The sequence below is a fragment of the Catenulispora sp. MAP12-49 genome, from assembly GCF_041262705.1.
GTDB lineage: Bacteria > Actinomycetota > Actinomycetes > Streptomycetales > Catenulisporaceae > Catenulispora.
The window spans coordinates 275,360-299,176 of record NZ_JBGCCP010000003.1; the positions used below are offsets into that span (position 1 = coordinate 275,360).

28 protein-coding genes and 1 riboswitch are annotated in these 23,817 nt (G+C 71.3%); of the genes, 16 read left to right on the forward strand and 12 right to left on the reverse strand.

Annotated features, from left to right (window positions below):
* Positions 1-108: 108 nt before the first annotated feature.
* Entirely contained in the window at positions 109-861 is a 753-nt protein-coding gene (locus ABIA35_RS08430; protein WP_370357519.1) for an alpha/beta hydrolase, read from the reverse strand.
* Between the two features lie 101 nt (positions 862-962).
* Here ABIA35_RS08430 and ABIA35_RS08435 point away from each other — a divergent pair, with 101 nt between their 5' ends.
* From ABIA35_RS08435 to ABIA35_RS08445, 3 genes are all read left to right on the forward strand, one after another.
* Positions 963-2,273: a geranylgeranyl reductase family protein gene (locus ABIA35_RS08435; RefSeq protein WP_370337656.1), complete on the forward strand. Its 1,311-nt coding sequence runs from the start codon at positions 963-965 to the stop codon at positions 2,271-2,273.
* Positions 2,274-2,306: 33 nt separating this feature from the next.
* A riboswitch (ZMP/ZTP riboswitch) is annotated at positions 2,307-2,395 on the forward strand.
* A gap of 25 nt (positions 2,396-2,420) precedes the next feature.
* On the forward strand, positions 2,421-3,257 hold the full coding sequence (locus ABIA35_RS08440) for a bifunctional 5,10-methylenetetrahydrofolate dehydrogenase/5,10-methenyltetrahydrofolate cyclohydrolase (protein WP_370357520.1): 837 nt from the start codon (positions 2,421-2,423) through the stop codon (positions 3,255-3,257).
* A 103-nt stretch (positions 3,258-3,360) separates the two neighbouring features.
* The gene (locus ABIA35_RS08445; protein WP_370357628.1) at positions 3,361-3,747 is read left to right on the forward strand and encodes an FUSC family protein; all 387 of its coding nucleotides are present in this window, start codon (positions 3,361-3,363) and stop codon (positions 3,745-3,747) included.
* 1 nt (position 3,748) lies between these two features.
* Here the strand turns inward: ABIA35_RS08445 and ABIA35_RS08450 are convergent, their stop codons facing one another.
* The 4 genes from ABIA35_RS08450 to ABIA35_RS08465 form a co-directional block, all read right to left on the reverse strand.
* A complete protein-coding gene (locus tag ABIA35_RS08450; RefSeq protein ID WP_370337658.1) occupies positions 3,749-4,306 on the reverse strand; it encodes a potassium channel family protein in 558 nt (185 codons plus the stop codon).
* The gene (locus tag ABIA35_RS08455; protein WP_370357521.1) at positions 4,303-5,211 is read right to left on the reverse strand and encodes a hypothetical protein; all 909 of its coding nucleotides are present in this window, start codon (positions 5,209-5,211) and stop codon (positions 4,303-4,305) included. Before ABIA35_RS08455 ends, ABIA35_RS08450 begins: the two co-directional genes overlap by 4 nt.
* A 93-nt stretch (positions 5,212-5,304) precedes the next feature.
* Positions 5,305-6,561, reverse strand: a complete 1,257-nt coding sequence (locus ABIA35_RS08460; protein ID WP_370357522.1) for a PQQ-binding-like beta-propeller repeat protein — start codon at positions 6,559-6,561, stop codon at positions 5,305-5,307.
* Between the two features lie 55 nt (positions 6,562-6,616).
* Positions 6,617-7,333, reverse strand: coding sequence for an IclR family transcriptional regulator (locus tag ABIA35_RS08465; protein WP_194909796.1), 717 nt, complete (start codon positions 7,331-7,333; stop codon positions 6,617-6,619).
* Positions 7,334-7,461: 128 nt separating this feature from the next.
* Here ABIA35_RS08465 and leuC point away from each other — a divergent pair, with 128 nt between their 5' ends.
* The 4 genes from leuC to ABIA35_RS08485 all read left to right on the forward strand — a co-directional run bounded on the left by leuC (position 7,462) and on the right by ABIA35_RS08485 (position 10,693).
* On the forward strand, positions 7,462-8,868 hold the full coding sequence (gene leuC / locus ABIA35_RS08470; protein WP_370357523.1) for a 3-isopropylmalate dehydratase large subunit: 1,407 nt from the start codon (positions 7,462-7,464) through the stop codon (positions 8,866-8,868).
* A gap of 20 nt (positions 8,869-8,888) precedes the next feature.
* Positions 8,889-9,488, forward strand: a complete 600-nt coding sequence (gene leuD, locus ABIA35_RS08475) for a 3-isopropylmalate dehydratase small subunit (protein ID WP_370337667.1) — start codon at positions 8,889-8,891, stop codon at positions 9,486-9,488.
* 75 nt (positions 9,489-9,563) lie between these two features.
* Positions 9,564-9,848: a hypothetical protein gene (locus ABIA35_RS08480; RefSeq protein WP_370337669.1), complete on the forward strand. Its 285-nt coding sequence runs from the start codon at positions 9,564-9,566 to the stop codon at positions 9,846-9,848.
* A 131-nt stretch (positions 9,849-9,979) separates the two neighbouring features.
* Positions 9,980-10,693 (forward strand): HU family DNA-binding protein, encoded by a 714-nt coding sequence (locus ABIA35_RS08485; protein ID WP_370337671.1) that lies wholly within the window; start codon positions 9,980-9,982, stop codon positions 10,691-10,693.
* A 268-nt stretch (positions 10,694-10,961) separates the two neighbouring features.
* Here the strand turns inward: ABIA35_RS08485 and ABIA35_RS08490 are convergent, their stop codons facing one another.
* Entirely contained in the window at positions 10,962-11,180 is a 219-nt protein-coding gene (locus tag ABIA35_RS08490) for a hypothetical protein (RefSeq protein ID WP_370337674.1), read from the reverse strand.
* 7 nt (positions 11,181-11,187) lie between these two features.
* The gene (gene cofC, locus ABIA35_RS08495; protein WP_370357524.1) at positions 11,188-11,898 is read right to left on the reverse strand and encodes a 2-phospho-L-lactate guanylyltransferase; all 711 of its coding nucleotides are present in this window, start codon (positions 11,896-11,898) and stop codon (positions 11,188-11,190) included.
* A 74-nt stretch (positions 11,899-11,972) separates the two neighbouring features.
* On the opposite strand from cofC, the gene ABIA35_RS08500 reads away from it, so the two are divergent.
* Both ABIA35_RS08500 and ABIA35_RS08505 read left to right on the forward strand, forming a co-directional pair.
* Positions 11,973-12,908, forward strand: coding sequence for a lysophospholipid acyltransferase family protein (locus ABIA35_RS08500; RefSeq protein ID WP_370357525.1), 936 nt, complete (start codon positions 11,973-11,975; stop codon positions 12,906-12,908).
* Positions 12,905-13,912 carry an NAD(P)H-dependent glycerol-3-phosphate dehydrogenase gene (locus tag ABIA35_RS08505; RefSeq protein WP_370337680.1) on the forward strand — a complete coding sequence of 336 codons (1,008 nt, stop codon included), beginning with the start codon at positions 12,905-12,907 and terminating at the stop codon, positions 13,910-13,912. Before ABIA35_RS08500 ends, ABIA35_RS08505 begins: the two co-directional genes overlap by 4 nt.
* Positions 13,913-13,918: 6 nt before the next feature.
* Here ABIA35_RS08505 and ABIA35_RS08510 read toward each other — a convergent pair whose 3' ends face one another.
* The gene (locus ABIA35_RS08510; RefSeq protein WP_370337682.1) at positions 13,919-15,211 is read right to left on the reverse strand and encodes an MFS transporter; all 1,293 of its coding nucleotides are present in this window, start codon (positions 15,209-15,211) and stop codon (positions 13,919-13,921) included.
* Between the two features lie 52 nt (positions 15,212-15,263).
* On the opposite strand from ABIA35_RS08510, the gene ABIA35_RS08515 reads away from it, so the two are divergent.
* Positions 15,264-16,436, forward strand: a complete 1,173-nt coding sequence (locus ABIA35_RS08515; protein ID WP_370337684.1) for a D-alanine--D-alanine ligase family protein — start codon at positions 15,264-15,266, stop codon at positions 16,434-16,436.
* 15 nt (positions 16,437-16,451) lie between these two features.
* On the opposite strand, the gene ABIA35_RS08520 is transcribed toward ABIA35_RS08515, so the two are convergent.
* Complete coding sequence (locus ABIA35_RS08520; RefSeq protein WP_370357526.1) at positions 16,452-17,036, reverse strand: DUF3515 family protein; 585 nt, start codon at positions 17,034-17,036, stop codon at positions 16,452-16,454.
* Positions 17,037-17,100: 64 nt separating this feature from the next.
* On the reverse strand, positions 17,101-17,340 hold the full coding sequence (locus ABIA35_RS08525; protein WP_015796587.1) for an Lrp/AsnC family transcriptional regulator: 240 nt from the start codon (positions 17,338-17,340) through the stop codon (positions 17,101-17,103).
* 131 nt (positions 17,341-17,471) lie between these two features.
* Between ABIA35_RS08525 and ABIA35_RS08530 the strand changes: the two genes are divergently transcribed.
* A complete protein-coding gene (locus ABIA35_RS08530; RefSeq protein WP_370357527.1) occupies positions 17,472-18,491 on the forward strand; it encodes a thiamine-phosphate kinase in 1,020 nt (339 codons plus the stop codon).
* A gap of 75 nt (positions 18,492-18,566) precedes the next feature.
* Here ABIA35_RS08530 and ABIA35_RS08535 read toward each other — a convergent pair whose 3' ends face one another.
* Positions 18,567-19,967, reverse strand: coding sequence for an MFS transporter (locus ABIA35_RS08535; protein WP_370357528.1), 1,401 nt, complete (start codon positions 19,965-19,967; stop codon positions 18,567-18,569).
* 107 nt (positions 19,968-20,074) lie between these two features.
* Between ABIA35_RS08535 and ABIA35_RS08540 the strand changes: the two genes are divergently transcribed.
* Positions 20,075-20,362, forward strand: coding sequence for a Dabb family protein (locus ABIA35_RS08540; RefSeq protein WP_370337692.1), 288 nt, complete (start codon positions 20,075-20,077; stop codon positions 20,360-20,362).
* 86 nt (positions 20,363-20,448) lie between these two features.
* On the opposite strand, the gene ABIA35_RS08545 is transcribed toward ABIA35_RS08540, so the two are convergent.
* On the reverse strand, positions 20,449-20,736 hold the full coding sequence (locus ABIA35_RS08545) for a YciI family protein (RefSeq protein WP_370337694.1): 288 nt from the start codon (positions 20,734-20,736) through the stop codon (positions 20,449-20,451).
* Between the two features lie 79 nt (positions 20,737-20,815).
* Here ABIA35_RS08545 and ABIA35_RS08550 point away from each other — a divergent pair, with 79 nt between their 5' ends.
* From ABIA35_RS08550 to ABIA35_RS08565, 4 genes are all read left to right on the forward strand, one after another.
* A complete protein-coding gene (locus tag ABIA35_RS08550; protein WP_370337696.1) occupies positions 20,816-21,718 on the forward strand; it encodes a LysR family transcriptional regulator in 903 nt (300 codons plus the stop codon).
* A 16-nt stretch (positions 21,719-21,734) separates the two neighbouring features.
* A complete protein-coding gene (locus ABIA35_RS08555; RefSeq protein ID WP_370337698.1) occupies positions 21,735-22,265 on the forward strand; it encodes an N-acetyltransferase family protein in 531 nt (176 codons plus the stop codon).
* A gap of 31 nt (positions 22,266-22,296) precedes the next feature.
* Entirely contained in the window at positions 22,297-23,145 is an 849-nt protein-coding gene (thiD, locus tag ABIA35_RS08560; protein WP_370337700.1) for a bifunctional hydroxymethylpyrimidine kinase/phosphomethylpyrimidine kinase, read from the forward strand.
* Between the two features lie 99 nt (positions 23,146-23,244).
* Positions 23,245-23,802, forward strand: a complete 558-nt coding sequence (locus ABIA35_RS08565) for a hypothetical protein (RefSeq protein ID WP_370337702.1) — start codon at positions 23,245-23,247, stop codon at positions 23,800-23,802.
* Positions 23,803-23,817: the final 15 nt, after the last annotated feature.

The following is a 23,817-nucleotide window of genomic DNA, read 5'->3' on the forward strand; positions in this document are numbered from 1 at the left end:
GCGCCTCGTGGAGGACGCCGGAGTCCAGTGGTGGCTTGTCGGATCGATGGTCGGGCCGGCCGGGTCGATCCAGTCGAGCCGGTCGGGCCGGCAAGTGGGTTGTGCTGGTCAAGCCGAGCCGGTCGGGCGATCCAGTCGGTCGGGCCGGTCGGGCCGGTCGAGCCGGTCGAGCAGGAACCTGGCGGCCGCATCCATGACCTCGTCGAAGTGATCGCCGTCGGGATAGTGGAAGGCATGCTTGGCGCCCGCGTACTCCACCAGCGCGCATTCGGTGCCGGCGCTCGCCATCGCGTCCCGGAACCTGCGCACCCCGTCGATCGGCTGGATCTCGTCGTCGGTTCCGTGCTGGATCAGCGTCGGTGGCGCGTCCGGTCGGACGAGACCGAGGGCCGAATAGTCGGTCAGCCTGCCCGGCGTGATGCCGACCCGCTCTTCGAGGCGGCGTTGGTCCTCCGGCTCCATGGCGCCGAGATCCAGACCCGCCGGGTTGAGCGCCACGACGGCCGCGGCGCCCGGGGCGGCGCCGGTCAGCACCGAGAGCAGCGCGAGGTGGGCTCCGGCCGAGCTGCCGCCGGCGGCCAGGCGGTCCGGGCCCAGGCCGTGCGCCGCCGCCGTTTGTCCGAAGTGCTCGATCGCGTGCCGGACGTCGGCGAGACAGTCGTCGATGTTCGCCGCGCCACGGCCGAGCAGCCGGTAGCCGGCCGACACCGCGAGGATCCCGTGCTCGGCCAAGCGCCGGCAGTGCGGGGCCAGATCGTGGGGCGAGCCGTGGAGCAGGCCGCCGCCGTGGAACAGGATCACGCCGGCGCGCGGCGGGGTGGTGTCGGCCGGTTCGAAGGTCAGCAGCGTCACGGGCGCCATCCGACCACCGTGCGCGGGGCCGGGCAAGGGGGCCGGCGCCGTGCCGCGCTCGCACCGGCCTGACCGCAGGCCCCGTACCGCCTGCGCTTAGAATCGGGCGGGTGACCGCGCAAACCTCTTCCGCCGCTCCGAGCGAGGCCGTGCCCTCGGAGAACGTCGCCGACGTCATCGTGGTCGGGGCCGGGCCCTCGGGCTCGGCGACGGCCCACCATCTGGCCACCGCGGGCCTGGACGTCCTGCTGCTGGAGAAGTCCCAGTTCCCGCGGGAGAAGATCTGCGGCGACGGCCTGACGCCGCGCGCGGTGAAGTCGCTGGTGCGGATGGGCATCGACACCTCCGAGGAAGCCGGCTGGCTGCACAACAAGGGCCTGCGGATCATCGGCGGCGGGATGCGGCTGGAGATGCCGTGGCCGGAGCTGGCCGCGTATCCCAACTACGGACTGGTGCGGCCGCGGGCCGACTTCGACCAGATCCTGGCGCGGCAGGCGGAGAAGTCCGGGGCCCGGCTGCGCGAGAACACGAACGTCACCGGTCCGATCGTGGACCCGCGCAGCAACCGGGTGATCGGTGTGACCGCGCGCATCACCGACGGCGACGGCGCCAAGCGGGAGACCGCCTTCCACGCCCCGCTGATCGTCGCCGCCGACGGCAACTCCACCCGGCTGTCCATCGCGCTGGGCCTGCACAAGCGCGACGACCGCCCGATGGGCGTCGCTTACCGCACCTACTACAAGTCGCCGCGCACCAACGACGACTACCTCGAGTCCTGGCTCGAGCTCTGGGACGGCGAGCGCCTGCTGCCCGGCTACGGCTGGGTCTTCGGCATGGGCGACGGCACCTCCAACGTGGGCCTGGGCATCCTGAACACCACCAAGTCCTTCCGCAACGTGAAGTACCCCGACCTGCTGCGCGCCTGGCTGAAGAACACCCCCGAGGAGTGGGGCTTCAACGAGGAGAACCGCACCGAGCCGATCCGCGGTGCCGCGCTGCCGATGGGCTTCAACCGGCAGCCGCACTACACCCGCGGCGTGCTGCTCGTCGGCGACGCCGGCGGCATGGTGAACCCGTTCAACGGCGAGGGCATCGCCTACGCGATGGAGTCCGGCGAGCTCGCCGCGGACGTGATCGCGCAGGCCCTGGCGCGTCCGGCCGGCCCGGAGCGGGAGCTGGCGCTGTCGGCGTACCCGCGCGCGCTGAAGGAGACCTACGGCGGCTACTACACGATGGGCCGCCTGTTCGTCCGCCTGATCGGCAACCCGAAGGTGATGCGCCTGGCCACCCAGCGCGGCCTGTCGCACCCGATGCTGATGCGCTTCACGCTGAAGACGCTGGCCAACCTCACCGACCCCAAGGGCGGCGACGCGATGGACCGCATCATCAACGCGATGGCGAAGATCGCGCCGGACGCGTAGCCTGCCGCGTCACTCTGTCCGTGACGTAGAGTGCTGTCAGGCCGTGACTGGCGTTCAGGTGGGACACCACCGGGGAGCGGTCTGACACTCGCTGTCCTTTGCCGTGCGCCTGGGCGACTTCCTTCAAGCCGCCCAGGAGGCGTGCCCATGCTGATGAACGGCACCGAAGCAGCCCGGCACATCGTGGAGAAGGCCGCGGCCGACGCGGCCGCGTTGAAGGTCGCCACCGGGGTCACCCCGTGTCTGGCGACCGTGCTCGTCGGCTCGGACCCGGCCTCGGTCACCTATGTCCGGATGAAGCAGAACCGCAGTGCGAAGGCCGGGATCGGTTCGTGGCACGTGGAACTGCCCGACACCATCACCACCGCCACGCTGGTCGCCGCGCTCACCGAGCTGTCGCAGGACCCGGACGTCCACGGCATCCTGCTCCAGCACCCCGTGCCCGCGCACATCGACGAGCGCGCCGCCTTCGAGGCCATCGCGCCGGAGAAGGATGTGGACGGCGTGACGATGCACTCCTTCGCCGCCATGGCCTTCGGCGAGCCCGGTTTCGCCTCGGCCACCCCCGGCGGCATCCTGCGGCTGCTGGACGAATACGAGGTCGAACTCGCCGGCAAGCACGCGGTGGTGGTCGGCCGCAGCCCGATCCTCGGCAAGCCGGTGGGCATGCTGCTGCTGGCCCGGGACGCGACCGTGACCTACTGCCACTCCAGGACCGCCGACCTCGCCGCGCACACGCGTGAAGCCGACATCCTCGTCGCCGCGGTCGGCCGGCCGAACTTCATCAAGGGCGCCGACATCAAGCCCGGCGCGGTCGTCGTCGACGCCGGATACAACCCGGGCAACGTCGGGGACGTCGACTTCGCCTCGGCGGCGGAGAAGGCGAGCCTGATCACCCCGGTGCCCGGCGGCGTCGGGCCGATGACGATCGCGGTGCTGCTGGAGCAGACCGTGGAGGCGGCGCGGCGGCAAGTGGCGCGCTAGGAGCATTCCGCCGTATGGCTGATCGGCACCCCCGCTGTCGCCTGAGTGGCGGGCCGACGGGTGAGGACTCCGGCAGAAGAGGGCAGGTGGAAGCCAGATCGCCCTGAAGCCGAGCCTGGAACAGGCCACCTTGGTGGCCGTACAGCGTCTTGCGGGGGCGGTGATCGGTGCCGTCACGGCTTCGCTGGTGCTGTTGGTGCCCGCCAGCGAACACGGCCTCAAGCTCTTCTCGGTCCTGCGCGGCCTGGAAATCATCGCGCTCATCCTGCTGATGCACGGGGTGGCCGTCCGGTTCTGGAACTACGCGCTTTACAGTGCCGCGATCGCCGCGGGCGTCCTCATCCTGCTGGATCTTCCCCAGCCTTCGAACTACAGCGCCGAGGGCTACCGGGTGCTGTGGACCTTGTGCGGGGTGGGGTTCGCCGTCGTCGTCATGCTGCTCGCGGGCTTGTTCGCCAAGCGCGGCGCGGCTGAGCAACCGGCCGCGTAGGTCATTCGTCGTCCTCGGATCTGCGTTGCCGGCCGCGCTTGACGGCGCGCACGAAGACCTTGATGGCCACACCATAGATGACCAGGTCGGTGAGCATCTGCATGGTGACCACGAGCCGTGCCGTATCGGTCTTGGCGGTGATATCGCCGAACCCGACGGTGGAGAACACGGTGACGGTGAAGTAGAGCCCGTCGGTGTGTGTGAGGTGCTGGCCGAAGCTGGTCGGCGACAGATTGGCCAGCGCGACATAGCTGGCGGCGAACAGCAGCAGGAAGAACGAGACGCTGACGGCCAGTGCCTCGACGGCCCGCAACGTCGGCCACCGGGACCGGACGATCGTGCGGACCTGGAAGCCGACCAGAGCGACGAACGAGACCAGTCCGATCAGCAGCATCGTGACGGTGACGGCCGTGCCCGCGTGGTCCAAGGGCAGCAGGTAGTACAGCGTCGTGATCGCGGCGATCGAGACCGCCACCCGCAGGACCGTCCAAACGATCCGGCGACCGGGGGGCCGCGCGGCGGCCTGGTCCGGGGCGGCGACGCCGGTGCGGGCGGTCATGACGCCCCCGGCACCTTCCGGACCGCCGTCCGCAGGGACAGGCCGCGGTCGTGCCACATCATCCCGGTGGCCGCGCCCAGGGTGATCACCACTCCGATCGCGATGAAGAACGACATGAGGTCGAACACCACCCCGATCGGCCCGTACTGCCGGTCGGAGCCGGTCACCATGGTGGAGAACGTGAAATGGAAGACGACCAGCATGCCGATCCAGAACAGCCCGGTGGCGACGGCACAGGGCAGCAACCTGCGCCAGGCGACCTTCCCGCCCACCAGAAGCCACATCGTGAACCACCAGAAACCGATGAACCCGGGGACGGCGACGATCCACCACAGGACGGGCTGGCTTCTGGAGAAGCCGTGTCCCGTCACGGTGCCCAGGGCGCTCAAGCCCACGATCAGCGCGAGCCAGCCCAGCGCCGACAGCCTGTCCCACCTTCCCGGCTGTACTTGGAAGATCTTCCGGTACAGAGCCTGGACCGTGGTGGCCGCGGCGAGCCCGCCGAGGATGAAGAAGACCCACGACGTGCCGGTGACCGCCGCGGAGACGGCCGAGGAGGAGGCGAACAGGTGGCCGACGTCGGTGGCGGCCTGGTGGCTCAGGCCCAGCCGCAGCGCCAGCGTCGTCGTGGCCGAGCGCCCGGCCAGGGCGTCGGCGACGATCATGAACGGGACGGCGCACAGGAGGAACGTGGCGGCCAGCAGGATGGACTCGTTCATGAAGTCCACCGCGCGCAGCCGGACCCACAGGTCCTCGGCCCAGGACCCGCGGAATTCGGCCTCGGCCCAGCGGGCGATGCGGGGACCTCGTGTGTCCTGCCCGGCCTGCCTGTCCTGTGTGGCGCTCCGTGCCTGGTCGACGTCGATGTCCCGCGACGCGCCCGCAGCGTGGTCAGTCGCCCGCATCGTCCACCTCCAGCAGGCCGCATGGGTGTCCGCCGGTCGCGCTCTTCACCAACGTCGCACGGAGGTCCTGGCCGCGATAGTGCTGAAAGTCCCTTATCGCTGCGCGGCGGTGCCGATGACCGCCACGCCGTTCGCGGTTCCCAGGAACAGCTTGTCCCCGACGGCGGCCGGCGCGGCGAAGTGCGGCAGCGCCCCGACGGCGATCTGCCGTGCGGCGTGGCCGGTGGCCGGATCGAGCGCGTACAGCATGCCGTTGTCGTAGTCCGTGGCCCAGACCAGGCCGTCGGCCAGTACCGGCTGGCCGTCGGCGTGCGCGGCGTGCCAAAGCGGCGTCGCCTGAGCCCCGATCCGGTAGGCGCGCGTGCCGTCCGCGCAGGGCAGGTACACCACGTCACCGTTCACCGCGGCCGCTCCGAACGGCGAGCACGCCTGGAACGCCGCACCGCCGCTGATGCCGCCCAGGTGCGCGGGGTCCAGCACATATCCCTGCCCTGATTTACCGGCGATGATCACATGTCCGGCCGCCAGTACCGGGTTCATCGACCCCAGATCCAGGTCGGATCCGTTGTCCGAGGCCCAGGAGACCGGCGCGAAGAAGTCCACCCGTTTGGCGTTCACATCCAGGGCGACCACCGAGTCGGTGCCGTCATAGGGCTGGCCGGCTTGTACCGCGTTGCCGTTGCCGATCGAGAAGTACAGGCGGTCCGTGCCGATCGCCGCCGAGCCGGGGGCCCACATGCCGCCGCGTCCGCTGGAGGAGGCCTCGAACCAATTCACGGATCCCGAGGCGGTGTCCACCGATGCGACCGCTCCGGTGTAGGTGCCGCAGTCCCCGAACAGGCCGCCGAAGGCCGCGAACACGTGGCCGTGCCACAGCGTCAGCGCCGAACGCTGTTGCAGGTAGGCGCGGTCGCCGACCGGGGGATCGACGGCGGTGTGCGAGACGACGTGTCCGTCCGCCGCGCTGAGTCCGTACAGCATGTGGTGCGCGCTCGCGTCCTCCGCGACCACGTACACAAGATGGGAATCGGGATCGTAGGCGGGCGCGCCCGTGATGCCCAGGGGATTGATGTTCCCGCACGTATGCGGCCGAAAAGGCTCGGCCAAGTGCTTGCTCCACATCACCGAACCGTTGGCCGGTGAGAGCGCGTAAACCGTGTCGTTCTCCGTCGCGGCGAACACCGCGGTGCCGCCGTCGGCGGGCTTTCCGTAGACCGGCCCGTCGAGTTTCACCGGGGAGACGGCGGTCGTGGACGGCTTCGGCGCGGCTGTGCTGTGCGCCGCACAGCCCGTCGTCGTCGCGGCCAGACCGAGGGCCAGCAGTGCTCCCGCGGCACGGGCGACGGACACGCCGTTGTGTCGTCGACTCCGAAAGGGCCTCACTCGTCCAGTGTGCCCCCAGTGTCTACGAGCCGCGCTTCACGGCTTCGCTGAGCCGGGCCGCGGCCTCCACCACCGACTGCGCGTGCAGCCGGCCGGGCTGGCGGGTCAGCCGCTCGATCGGGCCGGACACCGACACCGCGGCGATGACCCGGTTGTTGGGCCCGCGCACCGGTGCCGAGACCGACGCCACACCCTGCTCGCGCTCGGCCACCGACTGGGCCCAGCCGCGGCGGCGCACGCCGGCCAGCGTGGTCGCGGTGAACCGCGCGCCCTGCAGCCCGCGGTGCAGCCGGTCCGGCTCCTCCCAGGCCAGCAGGATCTGCGCCGCCGAGCCGGCGGTCATCGGCAGCGCCGAGCCGATCGGCACGGTGTCGCGCAGCCCCGACATCCGCTCCGCGGCGGCCACACAGACCCGCAGGTCGCCCTGGCGGCGGTAGAGCTGCGCGGACTCCCCGGTGTGGTCCCGCAGGGCCGCCAGGACCGGTCCGGCGGCGGCCAGGAGCCGGTCCTCGCCGGCCGCCGAGGCCAGTTCCTGCAGACGGGGGCCGAGGATGAAGCGGCCCTGCATGTCCCGGGATACGAGACGGTGATGCTCAAGGGCCACGGCCAGCCTGTGGGCGGTCGGGCGCGCCAATCCGGTGGCCGTGACCAGGCCCGCCAATGTGGTCGGGCCCGCTTCCAGGGCGCTGAGTACGACGGCGGCCTTGTCCAGGACGCCGACTCCGCTAGAGTTGTCCATAGACCGAATTCTGCCGTCTCAGATCCCGAGACGCAAGGCGTTCGCCGCGAATGATCCAACACGCTGCGCCGCCGCCGGCCCCGAGAGCCCGACGACAGAGCCGACCGTAGTGGGAAGACAGGAGCGACATGTCCCACACCCTGGCCGAGAAGGTGTGGGCGGACCATGTGGTCCGCTCGGCCGACGGCGAGCCCGACCTGCTCTACATCGACCTGCACCTGCTGCACGAGGTGACCTCGCCGCAGGCCTTCGACGGGCTCCGTCAGGCGAACAGGGCCGTGCGCCGCCCCGACCTCACCATCGCCACCGAGGACCACAACACCCCCACGCTGGAGATCGACAAGCCGATCGCCGACCCGGTGTCCCGGCTGCAGATCGAGACGCTGCGCAAGAACTGCGCCGACTTCGGGGTGCGCATCCACTCCCTGGGCGACGCCCAGCAGGGCATCGTGCACGTCGTCGGGCCGCAGCTGGGCCTGACCCAGCCCGGCATGACCGTGGTGTGCGGCGACTCGCACACCTCCACCCACGGCGCCTTCGGCGCGCTGGCCTTCGGCATCGGCACCAGCGAGGTCGAGCACGTGCTGGCCACGCAGACGCTGCCGCTCAAGCCGTTCAAGACGATGGCCGTCACGGTCACCGGCGAGCTGGCCGAGGGCGTCACGGCCAAGGACATCGTCCTCGCGGTCATCGCGAAGATCGGTACCGGCGGCGGGCAGGGCTACGTCCTGGAGTACCGCGGCGACGCCATCGAGAAGCTGTCGATGGAGGGCCGGATGACGGTCTGCAACATGTCCATCGAGGCCGGCGCCCGCGCCGGGATGATCGCCCCGGACGAGACCACGTTCGCCTACCTGAAGGGCCGTGCGCACGCGCCGCAGGGCGCCGACTGGGACGCCGCGGTCGAGTACTGGAAGACGCTGCGCACCGACGACGGCGCGGCCTTCGACGCCGAGGTCGTCATCGACGGCGACGCGCTGACCCCGTACGTCACCTGGGGCACCAACCCCGGCCAGGGCCTGCCGCTGTCGGCCTCGGTGCCGGACCCGGAGACCGACTTCGCCGCGGAGACCGACAAGGTCGCGGCCCGCAAGGCGTTGGAGTACATGGGCCTGGAGGCCGGCACGCCGCTGCGCGAGATCAAGGTGGACACGGTCTTCCTCGGCTCGTGCACCAACGGCCGGCTGGAGGACCTGCGCGCCGCCGCCGCCGTCATCAAGGGCCGCAGGGTCGCCGAGGGCGTGCGGATGCTGGTGGTGCCCGGTTCGGCGCGGGTGCGGCTGGAGGCCGAGGCCGAGGGCCTGCACGAGGTGTTCACCGAGGCCGGCGCCGAGTGGCGGTTCGCCGGCTGCTCGATGTGCCTGGGCATGAACCCCGACCAGCTGGCCCCCGGCGAGCGCTCGGCGTCCACGTCCAACCGCAACTTCGAGGGGCGCCAGGGCAAGGGCGGACGCACCCACCTGGTGTCGCCGCTGGTGGCCGCCGCCACCGCTGTCCGGGGCACGCTGTCGTCCCCGTCGGACCTGGCCGCCTGAGCCCGAGGAGGATTTCAGTCATGGAGAAGTTCACGACGCACACCGGGCGCGCGCTGCCGCTGCGCCGCTCCAACGTCGACACCGACCAGATCATCCCGGCGGTGTACCTCAAGCGCATCACCCGCACCGGCTTCGAGGACGGGCTGTTCGCCGCCTGGCGCGCCGACCCGGAGTTCATCTTGAACCAGGAGCAGTACCAGGACGTGTCGGTGCTGGTCGCCGGCCCCGACTTCGGTACCGGCTCCTCGCGCGAGCACGCGGTGTGGGCGCTGAAGGACTACGGCTTCAAGGTGGTCCTGTCGGCCCGGTTCGCCGACATCTTCCGGGGCAACTCGGCCAAGGACGGCCTGCTGACCGCCGTGCTGAAGCAGGAGGACATCGAGATCCTGTGGAAGCTGGTGGAGGAGAACCCGGAGCTGGAGGTGACGGTCGACCTGCAGGCGCGCGAGGTGCGCGTCGAGGGCCACGTGTTCACCTTCGAGGTGGACGACTACACGCGCTGGCGCCTGCTGGAGGGGCTGGACGACATCAGCCTGACGCTGCGGCACGGCGAGGAGATCGACTCCTTCGAGCAGGAGCGTCCGCGGTTCAAGCCGAGGACGCTGCCGGCCGCGGTCTGAGTTCCGCGGGTTCAGCTTGACCGCCGCCGCTTGATCAGTTTTCAGTTGGGCGGGGTCGAGGGGCACTATGGGTGGATGCCACCGGACGTGCCCCTTCGGCCCCGCCCTTCTCGCTACGCGGCCTTCGCCACGCGGCTGAAGGACGTCCACAAAGCGCTCGGGGATCCGCGCATCCCGGCGCAGCGGCGCGCCGAACTCACCAAACGGGTGCTCGCCATCACCGCTTTGTCGCGCCACGACGTGACCGTCGCGGCACACCGTTTGGAAGAGTTTTTCAGCGAACTCGCGATCCTGGCTCCGGGGGCCGTTTCCGCCCCCGAAGACATCCCTTTTGGGAAAAATACTGCGACACAAGGGTGATTTAACCCCTAGGTATTTGATTCGCCCTCTGGCGCCACCATACGGTGCGATTGGTTCTGATACGGAGCAAGCATGCGACGTACGGCCGAAATCAGAGCAAGACGTACCAACAGCCCTAAGGGTAGGTAGACATGAACAAGGCCCAGCTGATCGAGGCCGTCGCCGACAAGCTCCAGGCGTCCAAGAAGGACGCCGGGGACGCGGTCGACGCGGTTCTGGACGCGATCATCGCCACGGTGGCCTCGGGGACCAAGGTCTCCATCACCGGCTTCGGATCCTTCGAGAAGGTCAAGCGCCCGGCGCGCACCGCCCGCAACCCCCGCACCGGCGAGTCGGTGAAGGTCAAGGCCTCCTCGGCGCCGAAGTTCAAGGCGGGCCAGGGCTTCAAGGACATGGTCAACGGCGACAAGAAGGCCCCCGCGGCCGCCAAGGCCGCCGCCAAGAAGACCACCGCGAAGGCCACCGCCAAGAAGGCCGCCCCGGCCAAGAAGGCAGCGGTGAAGGCCACCGCCGCCAAGGCCGTCGCCAAGAAGGCCGCCCCGGCGAAGAAGACCGCGGTGAAGGCCACCGCCAAGAAGGCGGCCCCGGCCAAGAAGACCACCGCCGCCCGCAAGACCACCCCGGCGAAGAAGACCGCGGCGAAGAAGGCGACCGTGGTGAAGGCGGCGGCCAAGAAGGCCGCCACCGCCAAGAAGGCCCCGGCCAAGAAGGCCACCCCCGCGAAGAAGGCGGCGGCCCGGCCGGTCGCGAAGAAGGTCGCCAAGGCCCCGGCGAAGAAGGCCGCCCCGGCCAAGCGAACCACCGCCAAGAAGGCCCCGGCCAAGAAGACCGCCGCGAAGCGGTAGTCACAGCAGGTACAGCAGAGTCACAGCAGAGCCACAGCAGGTGTCCGGCTGCCGGGACGCGGTCCCAGCGGTCTGATACGAGGCGGTGCCCGATCGGGCACCGCCTCGTCGGGTTCGGGGCGGGTCCGGGGGCGGGTGGCTGCGGCGCGCCGGCCGGTTCTCCATCCGCCAGGCGGCTGATTTCGCCGGGCCGTGTCCTGCGGGCTGCCGGCCGATTCCGGAATTCGTCGCGCGCGTTCGCCGGCGCCGGCGGGAGTCTGCCGAGCGCCTACTCCGGCAGCGGCAGCGTCACCAGCGTCACCGCCGTGACCTGCCCGTCCTCCACACGCATCTTCACGCGCTGGCCGATCCGCAGCAGGCGCAAGGCCCCGGCGTCGAAGGCGGCGGCGCCGAAGGCGACCTCGGTGCCGTCGTCGAGCAGGACGGTGCCGGTGCGGGTCGTGGGGTCGAAAACCCGGGCGGTGCCTTGGGTCTCTTTGCGCGTCACGCACTGTTTATACACCCGAGCACACCCGTTCCCGTGCGCCCCAGGCCGCTGTCGTGTGCGGGCCGACGCCCAGCAGGAGGGCGTCGGCGAGGTCGGCGGCGGTGTCCACGTCGCGTCGCAGTGAGCTGATGCGGTCCGGCGGAAGCTCCCTCGCGCCGCTGGCGGTGTGCGCCGCGCGGGACGGGCCGCCGAAGCGGGGGTCCAGGTCCACGCCGGGCGGGGCGAAGAGCATCGTGGTGCCGATGTCGTGGGCGTCGGCGATGAAAGAGCGGGTTTCGCCGTCCATTTGTGCCAATGCGATATCCAACTCCGGACCGCGTAATGCCGGGAGATCGGCGGTGCACGCGGCGATACCCATTCCCGTTCCGAATTCCCGGCGGGCGCTCGCCGCTCCGAACAAGAATGCGGCATTCAATCCGGCGTCCGGTTCGTCGGGGACGACGGTCGCGCCGATCGCCGTGAGGACCTCGGCCGCCCGCGGGTCGTCGCTCACCACGACGGCGTGGGCCACGTGCGCCGCCGACAGGGCGGCGGTCACGGTGTCCGCCGCGAAGGCCAGCGCCAGCCGTTCGCGCAGCGGCGCCGGGACGCCGGGGCCGGCCAGGCGGGTCTTGGCGAGCCCCAGTCGTTTCACCGGCACCACCAGGCACCAGCTGGTGTTCCCTGCGGTGCGGACCGTGGCGTCCGCGCCGTGCTCGGAGAGGTCTGACCGGGGCATGGCTTGATCCTGTCATGCCGCGACGACGACCGGCGTACTTGTTCGGACGCCCCGCACTCGGGAACACTTGGGGGATGTCCTCCAGCACCCCCTACCGGCCACCCAGGAAGCAGGGCGCGGCCTTCCGTTTCATCGTCGTGGTGATGGTGCCGCCGCTGCGCGTGCTGATGAAGCGGGACTGGCGCGGCGGCGAGAACATCCCGAGGACCGGCGGGGTGGTGATCGCGGCCAATCACATCTCGCACGTGGACGCGCTCGCCTTCGGGCATTACATCTACGGCAACGGCCGGGTCCCGCGTTTCCTGGCCAAGTCCGGGGTGTTCAAGAACAAGTTCGTCGGCCGGGTGCTGCGGGCGGCCAAGCAGATCCCGGTCTACCGGGACACCGCGGACGCGGCCAACGCGCTGCGCGACGCGATCGCCGCGGTGAGCGACGGCCAGGCGGTCGCGATGTACCCGGAGGGCACGATCTCGCGCGACCCGGCGCTGTGGCCCATGGCCGCCAAGAGCGGCGCCGCGCGCATCGCGCTGACCACCGGCTGCCCGGTGATCCCGGTGGCGCAGTGGGGGGCGCAGGAGATCCTGGCCTACCACGAGAAGAAGCCGCACCTGCTGCCGCGCAAGCGGATGATCATGCTGGCCGGACCGCCGGTGGACCTGGACGACCTGCGCGCTCTGCCGCAGAACGCCGACACGCTGCGCGAGGCGACCGACCGCATCATGGACGCCATCACCGAGCTGCTGGCGAAGGTGCGCGGCGAGGAGCCGCCGGCCCGGCGCTTCGTGCCGGCCGACGAGGCGGACAATGACAATGAGGACGGCATCGAGAACGGGCTCGGGAACGGGCTCGGGAACGGCATTGGGACCGGTGCCGGGACCGGTGCCGGGATCGGTGGCCGCGGCGCCGGAAACGGTACCGAGAACGACAACGGTGTCAGCGCGGCGGCCGATCGGACCGCGGCGCGGGGCGACGCCGAAGGCGACAGCGGAAAGCAGGTAGAGAGCGCATGAGGCGTTGTGCCGTCTTCGGTACCGGTATGTGGGGCACGGCCATGAGTATCGTGCTGGCCGACGCCGGGAACGAGGTCGTGATGGTCGGCCGCCGCGAGGCGCAGATCGCCGCGGTCAACGCCGACCACGAGAATCCCGAGTATTTCCCCGGCGTCCGGCTCCCGGATGCCGTCCGCGCCACCACCGATCCCGGCGAGGCGTTGTCCGGCGCGGAGTTCGCCTACCTCAGCATCCCGGCCCAGACCCTCCGCGCGAACCTCACGGCCTGGAAGGACCTCATCGACCCCGACACCGTCCTGGTGTCGCTGATGAAGGGCCTGGAAGTCGGCACCGCCAAGCGGATGACCGAGGTGATCCGCGAGGTCACCGGCTTCGGTCGCGAGCGCGTCGCCGTCGTGTCCGGCCCCAACCTGTCCCCGGAGATCGCCCGCCGGCAGCCCGCCGCCTCGGTCGTGGCCAGCCGCGACGAGGACGTGGCGCTGCGCCTGCAGGCCGCCACGAACGGCCCCTACTTCCGCACCTACACCGCCAGCGACGTCACCGGCGTGGAGCTCGGCGGCGTGGTGAAGAACGTCATCGGCCTGGCGGTCGGCATCGCCGACGGCATGGGCTTCGGCGACAACACCAAGGCCACCATCATCACGCGCGGCCTGGCCGAGACGGCGCGCTTGGGCGCGGCCCTGGGCGCCGACCCCTACACCTTCTCCGGCCTGGCCGGCCTCGGCGACCTGGTCGCCACGTGCGCCTCGCCGCTGTCGCGCAACCGCAGCTTCGGCGTCCACCTCGGCCGCGGTCTGACGCTGGAGGAGGCCCAGGCGGAGGTGAAGCAGACCGTCGAGGGCGTGAAGTCCTGCGAGGCGGTGCTGGAACTGGCGGACCGGCACGGGGTGGAGATGCCGATCGCCGAGACGGTGGTCGCCATCGTGCACGACGGACGCGCCCCGGCGGAGATGCTCAAGGAACTGATGACGCGGCCGTTGAAGGCTGAGCGCCACGGGCACTAGCCGTCCTCATGCGGACGCGGCGATCTCCGCCGGCCGTGTCCGCTCGGCCCATCGGGTGACCGCCGGCCCCGTCAGACCGGCGGCTGCGAAGCCCACCCCGACGACCACCCAGCCGGGCCCGTCGAGCCCGAGCACCACCGCGGTCAACAACGCCGGTCCCACGGCGCCCGCCGCATCCAGCCCGAGCAAGGTGAGTCCCTGGTATTGCCCCTGCGCGTGAGCGGGAGCAAGTCCGAAACTCAATGAGAAGCCCGCGGCCGTCACCCACACCCCGGCGGCGCACAACACCGCGGCACCCGCGAACAACACCAGCGTCTGGGACCACCGTGGTCCCGAGTCGCTCCCGGCCAGCACCACGCATCCGGCGGCGATCGCCAGTCCGGCGACGCGCAGAGCCTTCCCGCCTTGCTCCGTCGTCTCTATACGGCGTCCCACCGGCTGCATCAGCGCCGTGCCCACAACGAAGTTCAGCCCGAAGACCGCGGCGGCGGCCCAGTGCGGGATGTGCGTCCGCGACGCGATCCACAGCGGGATCAGCAGCGTCACCACGACCGCCTGCAGGTTGATCAGACCATTGAGAACCGCGAACGCCGCGTACGGCCGGTCCGCCAGCGCCGCGAAACGCCGCGCGCCCTCGGGCAACGGCTGCGGCCCGAAGCTCGGCACCCGCAGGAGCAACAACGCGCAGACCACGTACGACACCGCGTTCACCAGGATCACCGTGACATAGGCCTGGCGCGTCCCGATCTGGATCGCGACCGCCGCGAGCAGCGTCCCGACCACCACCCCGACGCTCACGAACGTCCGCAGCTTCGCGCGGAACAACGCCGGGCGCTCGCCGCCGATGCGGCCTATCAGCGCCCCGCGGGCCGCGTTGTTCGCCGCGTCCGCGACGTAGTCGAGGGCCGCCACGACGGTGAACGCCCACCACGAGTGCACGACGACGAACAGCGCCATCGTCACGGTCTGGACGGCGAGTGTCACCAGCTGGACGGTGCGCGGCCCGACGCGGTCGGCGAGCGTCCCGGCGGGTACCGAGCCCAGCAGAGCGGCCAGACCGGCGATGCTCAGTCCGGTGCCGACCTGGCGGGCCGGGATACCCACGATCACCGTGAAATACAGGGCCGAGGTCGCGAGGAACATGCCGGTGCCGATGCGGTTGACGAAGCTCGACATCACCAGCGCGCGTTGCGGTCCGGTGTCGGGCAGAGCCCGCCGCAACCAGCCCTGGGGGTGCTCCGGGACGCCGTGACTGGCCACTTCGCCGTCCACCCCCGATCCCGCACCCCGCTCGACCATGTGCCGGACGCTACCGCCATCGGCACGGCCAGTGTTCGGTAGGGTCAGTCCCATGAGCGATCAGAAGCGGATCCGGGTGGCCGTCGTGTTCGGCGGGCGCTCCAGTGAGCACGCCATCTCCTGCGTCACCGCCGGTTCCGTCCTGGACGCCCTGCGCAACGACGGCGATCCGCAGCGCTACGAGATCGTGCCGATCGGCATCGCGGCCGACGGCCGCTGGGTGCTGGCCGACCTGCCCGAGGGCGGCGCTCTGAACCTGTCCATCACCGACGGCCGGCTGCCGGGGATCGGGCTGCCGGCCTCGGCCGAGCGCGCGAACCTGGTCACCATGGCCGGCGACCCGACCGCCCGCGAGCTGACCGTGCACGAGCCCGGCGCGGTGCCCAAGTCGCTCGGCGAGGTGGACGTGGTGCTGCCGCTGCTGCACGGCCCCTACGGCGAGGACGGCACCCTGCAGGGTCTGCTGGAGCTCGCCGGCGTCCCCTACGTCGGCTCCGGCGTGCTGGCCTCCGCGGTCTCCATGGACAAGGAGTTCATGAAGCGGCTGCTGGCCCAGGCCGGGTTCGAGGTCGGCCCGTACGAGGTCGTGCGGCCCCGGGACTGGGGGACCGAGGAGGGCCGGGCCGCGGTGCGGCTGGCCGTGGAAGAGCTCGGATACCCGGTGTTCGTCAAGCCGGCGCGGGCCGGCTCCTCGATGGGCATCACCAAGGTGGACGCGCCGGAGGACCTGGACCAGGCGATCGAGGCCGCGCGCCGGCACGACCCGAAGGTCCTGGTGGAGGCGGCGATCGTGGGCCGGGAGATCGAGTGCGGCGTGCTGGAGGGCGTGGGTCCGCAGGATCCGGCCGAGGCCTCGATGCCGGCCGAGCTGCGGGTCACCGGGCCGCACGCGTTCTACGACTTCCAGGCCAAGTACCTGGACGGCACCACCGAGGTGGACATCCCGGCGCGGCTGAGCGGCGAGGAGATCGAGGACATCCGCGGGCAGGCGGTCGGTGTCTTCGAGACGCTGGGCTGCGAGGGCCTGGCCCGGGTCGACTTCTTCTACCAGGAGTCGGCCGACGGCGGCCCGGGGCGGTTCATCGTCAACGAGATCAACACCATGCCGGGCTTCACGCCGACGTCGATGTTCCCGCAGATGTGGCAGGCCGCGGGGCTGTCCTACCCGGAGCTGATCGCGCGGCTGATCGAGACCGCGCTGCGGCGGCCGGAGGGGCTGCGCTGAGGCCTGAGCCCGCTGCTACTGCTGGCTCTGGTCCTGGTCGCTGACGAACCGGCCGGACCTGGTCGGCACGGTCTCGACGATCGTCGGCGCCAGGTCCACCAGGATGTTCGACGCGTTCTGCTTCTCGGCGGCGCCGTCGTAGGGGACTGTGATCTCGACGTAGACGGCGCGGTCGGTGGTGGTGAAGGTCACGCTGTCGCCGTGGTCCTCGATGAGCCAGTTGACCTGGTAGGTGCCGGTGGCGTCGCCGATCCCGACGTACTGGTTGGACAGCGGCGTGTAGTCCGGGCCGCCGACCACGATCGCGGCCGGCTCGCTCACCCCGCAGCGCAGGACGGTCGCCGGCGCGCCCCAGGCCGCGGCGCGCTGCTCGGCATGGGCGTCGGGGCCGGCCGCGCCGCGCAGGTGCCCGCCCTCCACCTCGGCCGGCAGGGCCTTGACGAGGTTCGCGCAGGCCGCGAGCACGTGCGGGTCCGAAGTCTTCGGCAGGGCGACGCCGACGGCGCCGGTGCGCCCGACGTGGTAGCCCCACGCCCCGCCCACGCACGCCAAAACCGCGGCTGTAGCTACAGCCGCGGCCGGTATCCACCTTTTCGTCATGTCCTCGGTGCTGCGTTTCTGAGGATCTCCCGCGGTCGCTCCCACGGAAGATTGGTCTACCACATCATTCGAAGTGCACGATGGGGCAGGTCAATGTCCGCGTGATGCCCTCGATGACCTGGATCTTGGCGATCACCAGCCGGCCGAGCTCGTCCATGGTCGCGGCCTCGGCGCGCACGATGACGTCGTAGGGCCCGGTCACGTCCTCGGCGGTGGTGATCCCGCTCTCGAGTTCGGCGATCGCCTGCGCCACGGCGCCCGCCTTCCCCACCTCGGTCTGGACCAGGATGTACGCTTGAACCACGTGTCCTCCTACTGTCGGAAACGCCACCTTAGCCTGCGGTTCCCCCATAACGGGAGTCCATGCCCGTTGGGCGGACCGGCGCGGTTCACCCGAACGAGTAGTGCGGGACCGGGGCGGGTTACCGTACCGGCGTGGAGACCATCGACGACGTCGGCGAGTTCGGGCTGATCGCCCGCGTCCAGGCGCGCCTGCCCCTGACCAGCCCCGACACCCTGGTGCCGTCCGGCGACGACGCCGCGGTGCTGGCGGCCCCCGACGGCCGCCTGGCCGTCAGCTCCGACGTGCTGCTGGAGGGCCGCCACTTCCGCCGCGACTGGTCCGGCCCCCGTGACATCGGGCACAAGGCCGCGGCGCAGAACTTCAGCGACATCGCCGCGATGGGCGGCGTCCCCACCTCCCTGCTGCTGTCCATGGTGCTGCCCGGCGACCTGCCCGTGGCCTGGGTCGAGGAGTTCGCCGAGGGGGTGGCCGCCGAGTGCGCGCCGCTGGGCGCCGTCGTGGCCGGCGGCGACATGGTGCGCGGCGACCTGATCACGATCTCGGTGACGGTCCTCGGCACACTCCAGGGCCGCCCCCCGGTCCTGCGCTCCGGCGCCCGGCCGGGGGACACCGTGGCGGTCGCCGGACGCCTCGGCTGGTCGGCGGCGGGACTGGAAATGCTCCTGTCCGGCGAGAAAACCGGTAATGAATCGGGTGATGGCGCGGAGCAAGCGGGGCCTGGCGCGACCACGGCCGGACCGCAAACCCCGTCGGAACCGCAGCCCGCTGACTATCTGGCCGCGCACCGCCGCCCGAACCCGCCGTACGCGGCCGGCCCCGAAGCCGCCCGCGCCGGCGCCACGGCCATGCTCGACGTCAGCGACGGCCTGCTCGCGGACCTGGAACACCTGGCCGTGGCCAGCCGGGTCGCGGTCGACGTCGACAGCACCCTGCTCCTCCTCACCCCGGGCCCGCGCCTGGACCAGATGCTGACCGGCGGCGAGGACCACGCGCTGGTCGCGACCTTCGCCCCGGACGCCGCCCTGCCCGACGGCTGGCGCCGGATCGGGACCGTGCACGAGGGCGGCGAGTCCGGGACCGTGACCGTGACGGTCGACGGCAAGGCCTGGGACGGACCCGGCGGGTTCAGCCACTTCGGCCATTCGGCGTAACGGCGGCGGCGCCGGCCCTGATGAGGACCGGCGCCGCTGCGGAAGAAAGCTGAGTGCCGAGCGCCGCACCCGGCATCAGGCCTGCGTGCTCCGGCGCGTCAGCCCGGCCAGCACCAGCGTGATCAGTGCCCCGGCGGACATCGCGATCCCTGCGGCGTGCATCCCGGACAGTGTTCCGAGGACCGCCACGCCCAGGGCGCTGCCGGTCTGGCGGGCGGCGTTCAGGGCGCCCTGGCCGGTCGCGGCGAGCGGGCGGGGGGTGGCCACGGCCATGTCCGCGGTGATCGACGGGATGGTCATGGTGGTGGCGATCGCCATCAGGATCTGCGCGGCGACCACCACGGCCAGCGAGGTGTGCGCGCCGACGGTGAACAGGACCGCGCCGACCGCGGCGTCCAGCACCATCGCGACCATCACCATCGGCCGCGCGCCGAAGCGGTGGGCCAGGCGGCTGGTGAAGAAGGGCAGGAAGCACAGCGGGATCATCATCGGCAGGAACGCCACCCCGGTCATCGCCGCGCTCAGGTGCCGTGTCTCCTCCAGCCACAGCGTCACCGTGTACAGCAGGCCGTAGAAGATGTAGTTCGCCGTGACCGCCGTCAGCAGGTTGGTGCGGACCCGGCCCAGGCGCAGCAGTTCCGGCGGCAGGACCGGGGTCTGGGCTCCGCGCTCTACCAGGGTCACCGCCACCGCCGCCAGTACCGCGACCGCCAGCGCGATCAGCGCGGCCGGCCGGCTCCAGCCCTCGGTGCCGGCGTCCACCAGGCCGTAGGTCAGGGCGCAGAGCGCGACGGTGAACAGCACCAGGCCTGGGAGGTCGAACTTCTTGCGCTGACCGGAACCCTGCCCGGCACCGTGTCCGGAACCCTGTGAGGACAAGCCCCGCACCAGGAACCAGGAGACCAGGGCCAGCGGCGGGTTCACGACGAACACCAGCCGCCAGCCGCCGGCCGCGACCAGCGCGCCGCCGAGCACCGGCCCGACGGCCAGGCCGATCCCGGACAGCGCGGCCCACGCGCCGACGGCCTTCATCCGCTCCTTGGCGTCGGGGTAGAGCCCGGCCAGCAGTGCCAGCGAGGCCGGGACCATGCCGGCCGCGGCGGCGCCGAGCAGCGCCCGGCCGGCGATCAGGCCGCCGGCGTTCGGCGCCAGCGCGCACAGCAGCGACAACACGCCGAACAGGGCGACGGCGCTCTGGTAGACGCGGCGGGCGCCGAACCGGTCGGCGACCGCGCCGGAGGCCAGCATCAGGCCGGCGAACACCACGGTGTAGGCGTCCACGGTCCACGGCAGCGCGGCGGCCGAGGCGTGCAGGTGCGCTTTCAGGTCGGGGAGGGCGACGTTGAGGATGGTCGCGTCGATCAGGACCATGAAGTTGCCGGCGACGATGCCGGTGAAGGCTGCTCTGTTTCTCGGAGTGGAGGTGCGCGGTGCGGGCGCCGCCGTCTTCGGCGCGGCTTCGTCGATCAGTGCCATGACCCGAGGATCACGCCGGGCGGCGCGGTCTCGACAGGTCTTGTTTCCGATCGCGCCATCGGAGACTCCGATGGCGCGCGGGTCGGCGGCTGCGCGAAGATCGGAGGGTGATCAGAAGCATATTGCTCATCAAATTCACCCCCGAGGCCACCGACGAGCAGATCGAGGCCTTCGGCCGGGCCCTGGGCGCCGTGCCGTTCGAGGGGCGCCGCCACTTCGAGTTCCACCGCGACGTCCGCCTGACGGACGACGCGATGGACGCGGCGGTGATCGCCGACTTCGACGACGAGGAGACCTACCGGGCCTGGGTCGCCGACCCCGGCCACCACGAAGTGCGTTCCACGTTCCTGGATCCGATCCGCGCGCAGCGGGACCGGATCCTGTACCGGATCTAGCGGCGGACCGGGGCGGACCGGGGCGGACCGCAGCGGCCGGGCGGCCGCAGCCGGTCTCGATCGGTCTCGATCGGTCTCAATCAGCCTCAGCCGGCCAGCCAGCTCCCCAGGACCGGGTTGAACTCGTTGATCCGGACCCGGCTGACCAGGTCCGCCTCGGCGAAGGGGTCGTGCTCCAGCAGGGCCTTCAGCGCGGCCTCGTCCTCGGTCTCGAAGATCAGCAGCGCGCCGGTGTTGTTGGCCCAGGGCCCGGAGACCAGCAGCTCTCCGCGGCTCTGGGCCTCGGCCAGGAACGCGCGGTGCGCGGGGCGGATCTCGTCCCGCTTGGCGGTGTCGGCGGTGTAGACGTATTCGACGGCGAAGCGAGCCACCATGTCTCCTTGGGAATGGAAGTTTCAGGCACCGTATCCTGCGAGCCTCCCGTATCGGAGAAACCGATGGCAGGATGGCCGCATGGACACCCGGCAGTTGCGCGCGTTCCTCGCGGTCGTGGAATCCGGCGGCATCTCGGCGGCCGCCGAGCAGCTCGGCTACGCGCAGAGCAGCGTCAGCGACCAGCTGCGCACCCTGGAGCGCGACCTGGGCACACCGGTCCTGAACCGTACGAGCATCGGCACGGTCCCGACCGAGGCCGGGCAGCGCCTGCTGCCGTACGCGCGCCGGATGCTGGACCTGGACGGCGAGATGCGGCGCACCGTCTCCGGGCACCGTCCGCTGCTGCGCATCGGGGCGCTGCAGTCGCTGGCCGACGAGTGGCTGCCGGAGATGCTGACCGCCTTCGACCACGGGGCCGCGGGCCCCCAGACTGCGGACGTCACGGTCACCGTCACCAGCCGCACCCGGCTGATGGAGGAGTTGCAGGAAGGGCGCCTGGACGCGGTGTTCACGCTGGACAGCGGCCCGCCCTACGACGGCCCCACGGCGGTGGTCGGCACCGACCGCGTGGTGCTGGTGACGGCGCCCTCGCACCCGCTGGCGAGCGTGCATCCGCTGACGCTGGACGACGTGCGCCGCACGGAGTTCATGGTGACCGAGATCGGCTGCATCTACCGGCAGCTGTTCGACGAGTGCGGGCGCGATCTGGGGCCGTCGCTGAAGATCGCCATGATCACCGGATCGCTGAACGCGCTGCGGCGGCTGACGGTCAACGGGCGCGGAGCCGCGCTGCTGCCGAGGTTCTCGGTCGCGGCGGAGCTGGAATCCGGGGACCTGGTGATGCTGGACCTGAAGGAAGGCCTGGCGCCGCTGACCATCGAGGCGCGGTGGCGCGAGGGGATCGGGCCGGCCGCGGAGCCGTTGCGGGCGCTGGTGGAGCTGACGCAGAAGTTCAGTCCGGCGTCCTGGGCGATGGCGTAGTGGCACACTGCGGATCATGAACAGCCCGGTTGTGGAGATCCGCGATGGTGTCGCGGCGGACCAGTCTGTGGCCGATGCCGCGCAGACCATCTTTGCCGAGCTGGTTTCCGGCGGCGCGGCGCTCGGGTGGGTGGACCCGCCTTCGAAGGCTGAGATCGCCGCGCTTTTGGCGAAGGTCGCTGCCGCCTCGCGTGCCGGTGACGGTGCGCTGCGGTTGGCGTACTCCGGCGATCGCTTGGTGGGGCTCGGCTATTGGCTGCGGTATGAGCGCCCCACGCATCGTCCGCACGCCGACTTGGAGAAGGTCGCCATCGACCCCGGCGCGCAGGGCCTGGGAGCCGGTCGCCTGCTCACCGCGGCCCTGGTGGACAGTGCGCGCGACGCCGGGATCGAGGTGCTGACCCTCGACGCCCGCGGCGACAACGCGAACGCGCTGCATCTGTACCGCACGCTCGGCTTCCGCGAATACGGCCGGCTCCCGGACTTCGTCGCGGTGGGGGAGAAGCGCTACGACAAGGTCTTCTACATGCTGGACCTGCGCATCTGACCCGCCCTCCGCGGCTCGTATGCTGATCACCATGTCAGCCGCCCCCGGTGCCCCGGTTTCCAGCGCCCCGCCCCGTGTCCTCACCATCGCCGGAAGCGACTCCGGCGGCGGCGCGGGCATCCAGGCCGATCTGAAGACGATGCTGGCGCACGGCGTGCACGGCATGTCGGTGCTGACGGCGGTCACCGCGCAGAACTCGCTCGGCGTCCAGGACTTCTGGGCGCTGCCGATCGAGGCGGTGGAGCGCCAGTTCCGCTCGGTCGTGGACGACATCGGCGTGGACGCGGTGAAGACCGGCATGCTGGCCTCCTCCGAGCTCACCTCGGCGGTGGCCCGGCTGATCGGCACCCTGGACCCGGCCGTCCCGGTGGTCGTCGACCCGGTGAGCGTCTCCAAGCACGGCGACCCGCTGCTGGCCCCCGAGGCCCTGGACGCCCTGCGCGGCGAACTGCTGCCGCGCGCCACGGTGGTCACCCCGAACCTCGACGAGGTCCGCCTCATCACCGGCCTGGAGGTGACCGCCGAGGCCGACATGATCGAGGCCGCCCGCGCCCTGGCCGACCTGGGCCCGCGCTGGGTCCTGGTGAAGGGCGGCCACCTGAGCCGGGCCCCGGAGTCGGTGGACCTCCTGGTCGGCCCCGACGGCGCCGAGCACTGGCTGCGCGCCCCCCGCCACGACAACCGCCACACCCACGGCACCGGCTGCACCCTGGCCAGCGCCATCGCCTCCCGCCTGGCCCTCGGCGACGACGTGCCCAGCGCGGTGCGCGCCGCGAAGGACTACGTCACCGGCGGCATCGCGGCCGGCTTCCCGCTGGGCGCCGGCATCGGTCCGGTGGACCACGGCTGGCGCTGGCGGGCCCTGGCGAACCGAGCCTGAGGACCGCCGGCCGGCTTCAGTCCCCGGCCGCCGAGGCCGATATCCCCGGGGAGAGGCCGCCGCACCACGCCGGCGGCCGCCGAGCGATGGAGGTCCTCCTTGCGAACCCGGATGAAATGCGCCGCCCTCACCCTGGCGACCGTGTCCGCCGCGGCGCTCACGGCACCCGCCGCGTCGGCACAGCCCGCGAAGCCCGGCAGCCACCCGCACGGCCGGGTGTGCCTGTTCGACGCGCCGCGCGAACCGGTGGACGCCGGGCACATCGGCTGGGCGTACCGCTGGTCCGCCGACCACGGCCAGTGGGACTACGGCGCGACGCTCGGGCAGCAGAACGGCTGGCGCAAGCACGGCTCCTTCGCGCAGATGGTGGCCGACTTCCGGAACCGCCACGACGCCGGCGGCTACACCACCTACCGCTGCACGGACACCCTGGCCTCCGACCAGCATGACGCCAACGCGGTGGTCAACCGGATCAACGGCAAGAACTACAACCTCGTCGCGGACAACTGCCTGACCAAGGCCGTCCAGATCCTCAAGGCCTACGACCAGTCCGGCGGCCTGAACCCCCTGCCCACGGGGAAGTGGACGATCCCCAACTACTACTACACGGCGATGCTGGACAAGGCCGGCTGGGACCGGCTGGTGCGCCTGCACTGAGGCGGCCGGGCCGGT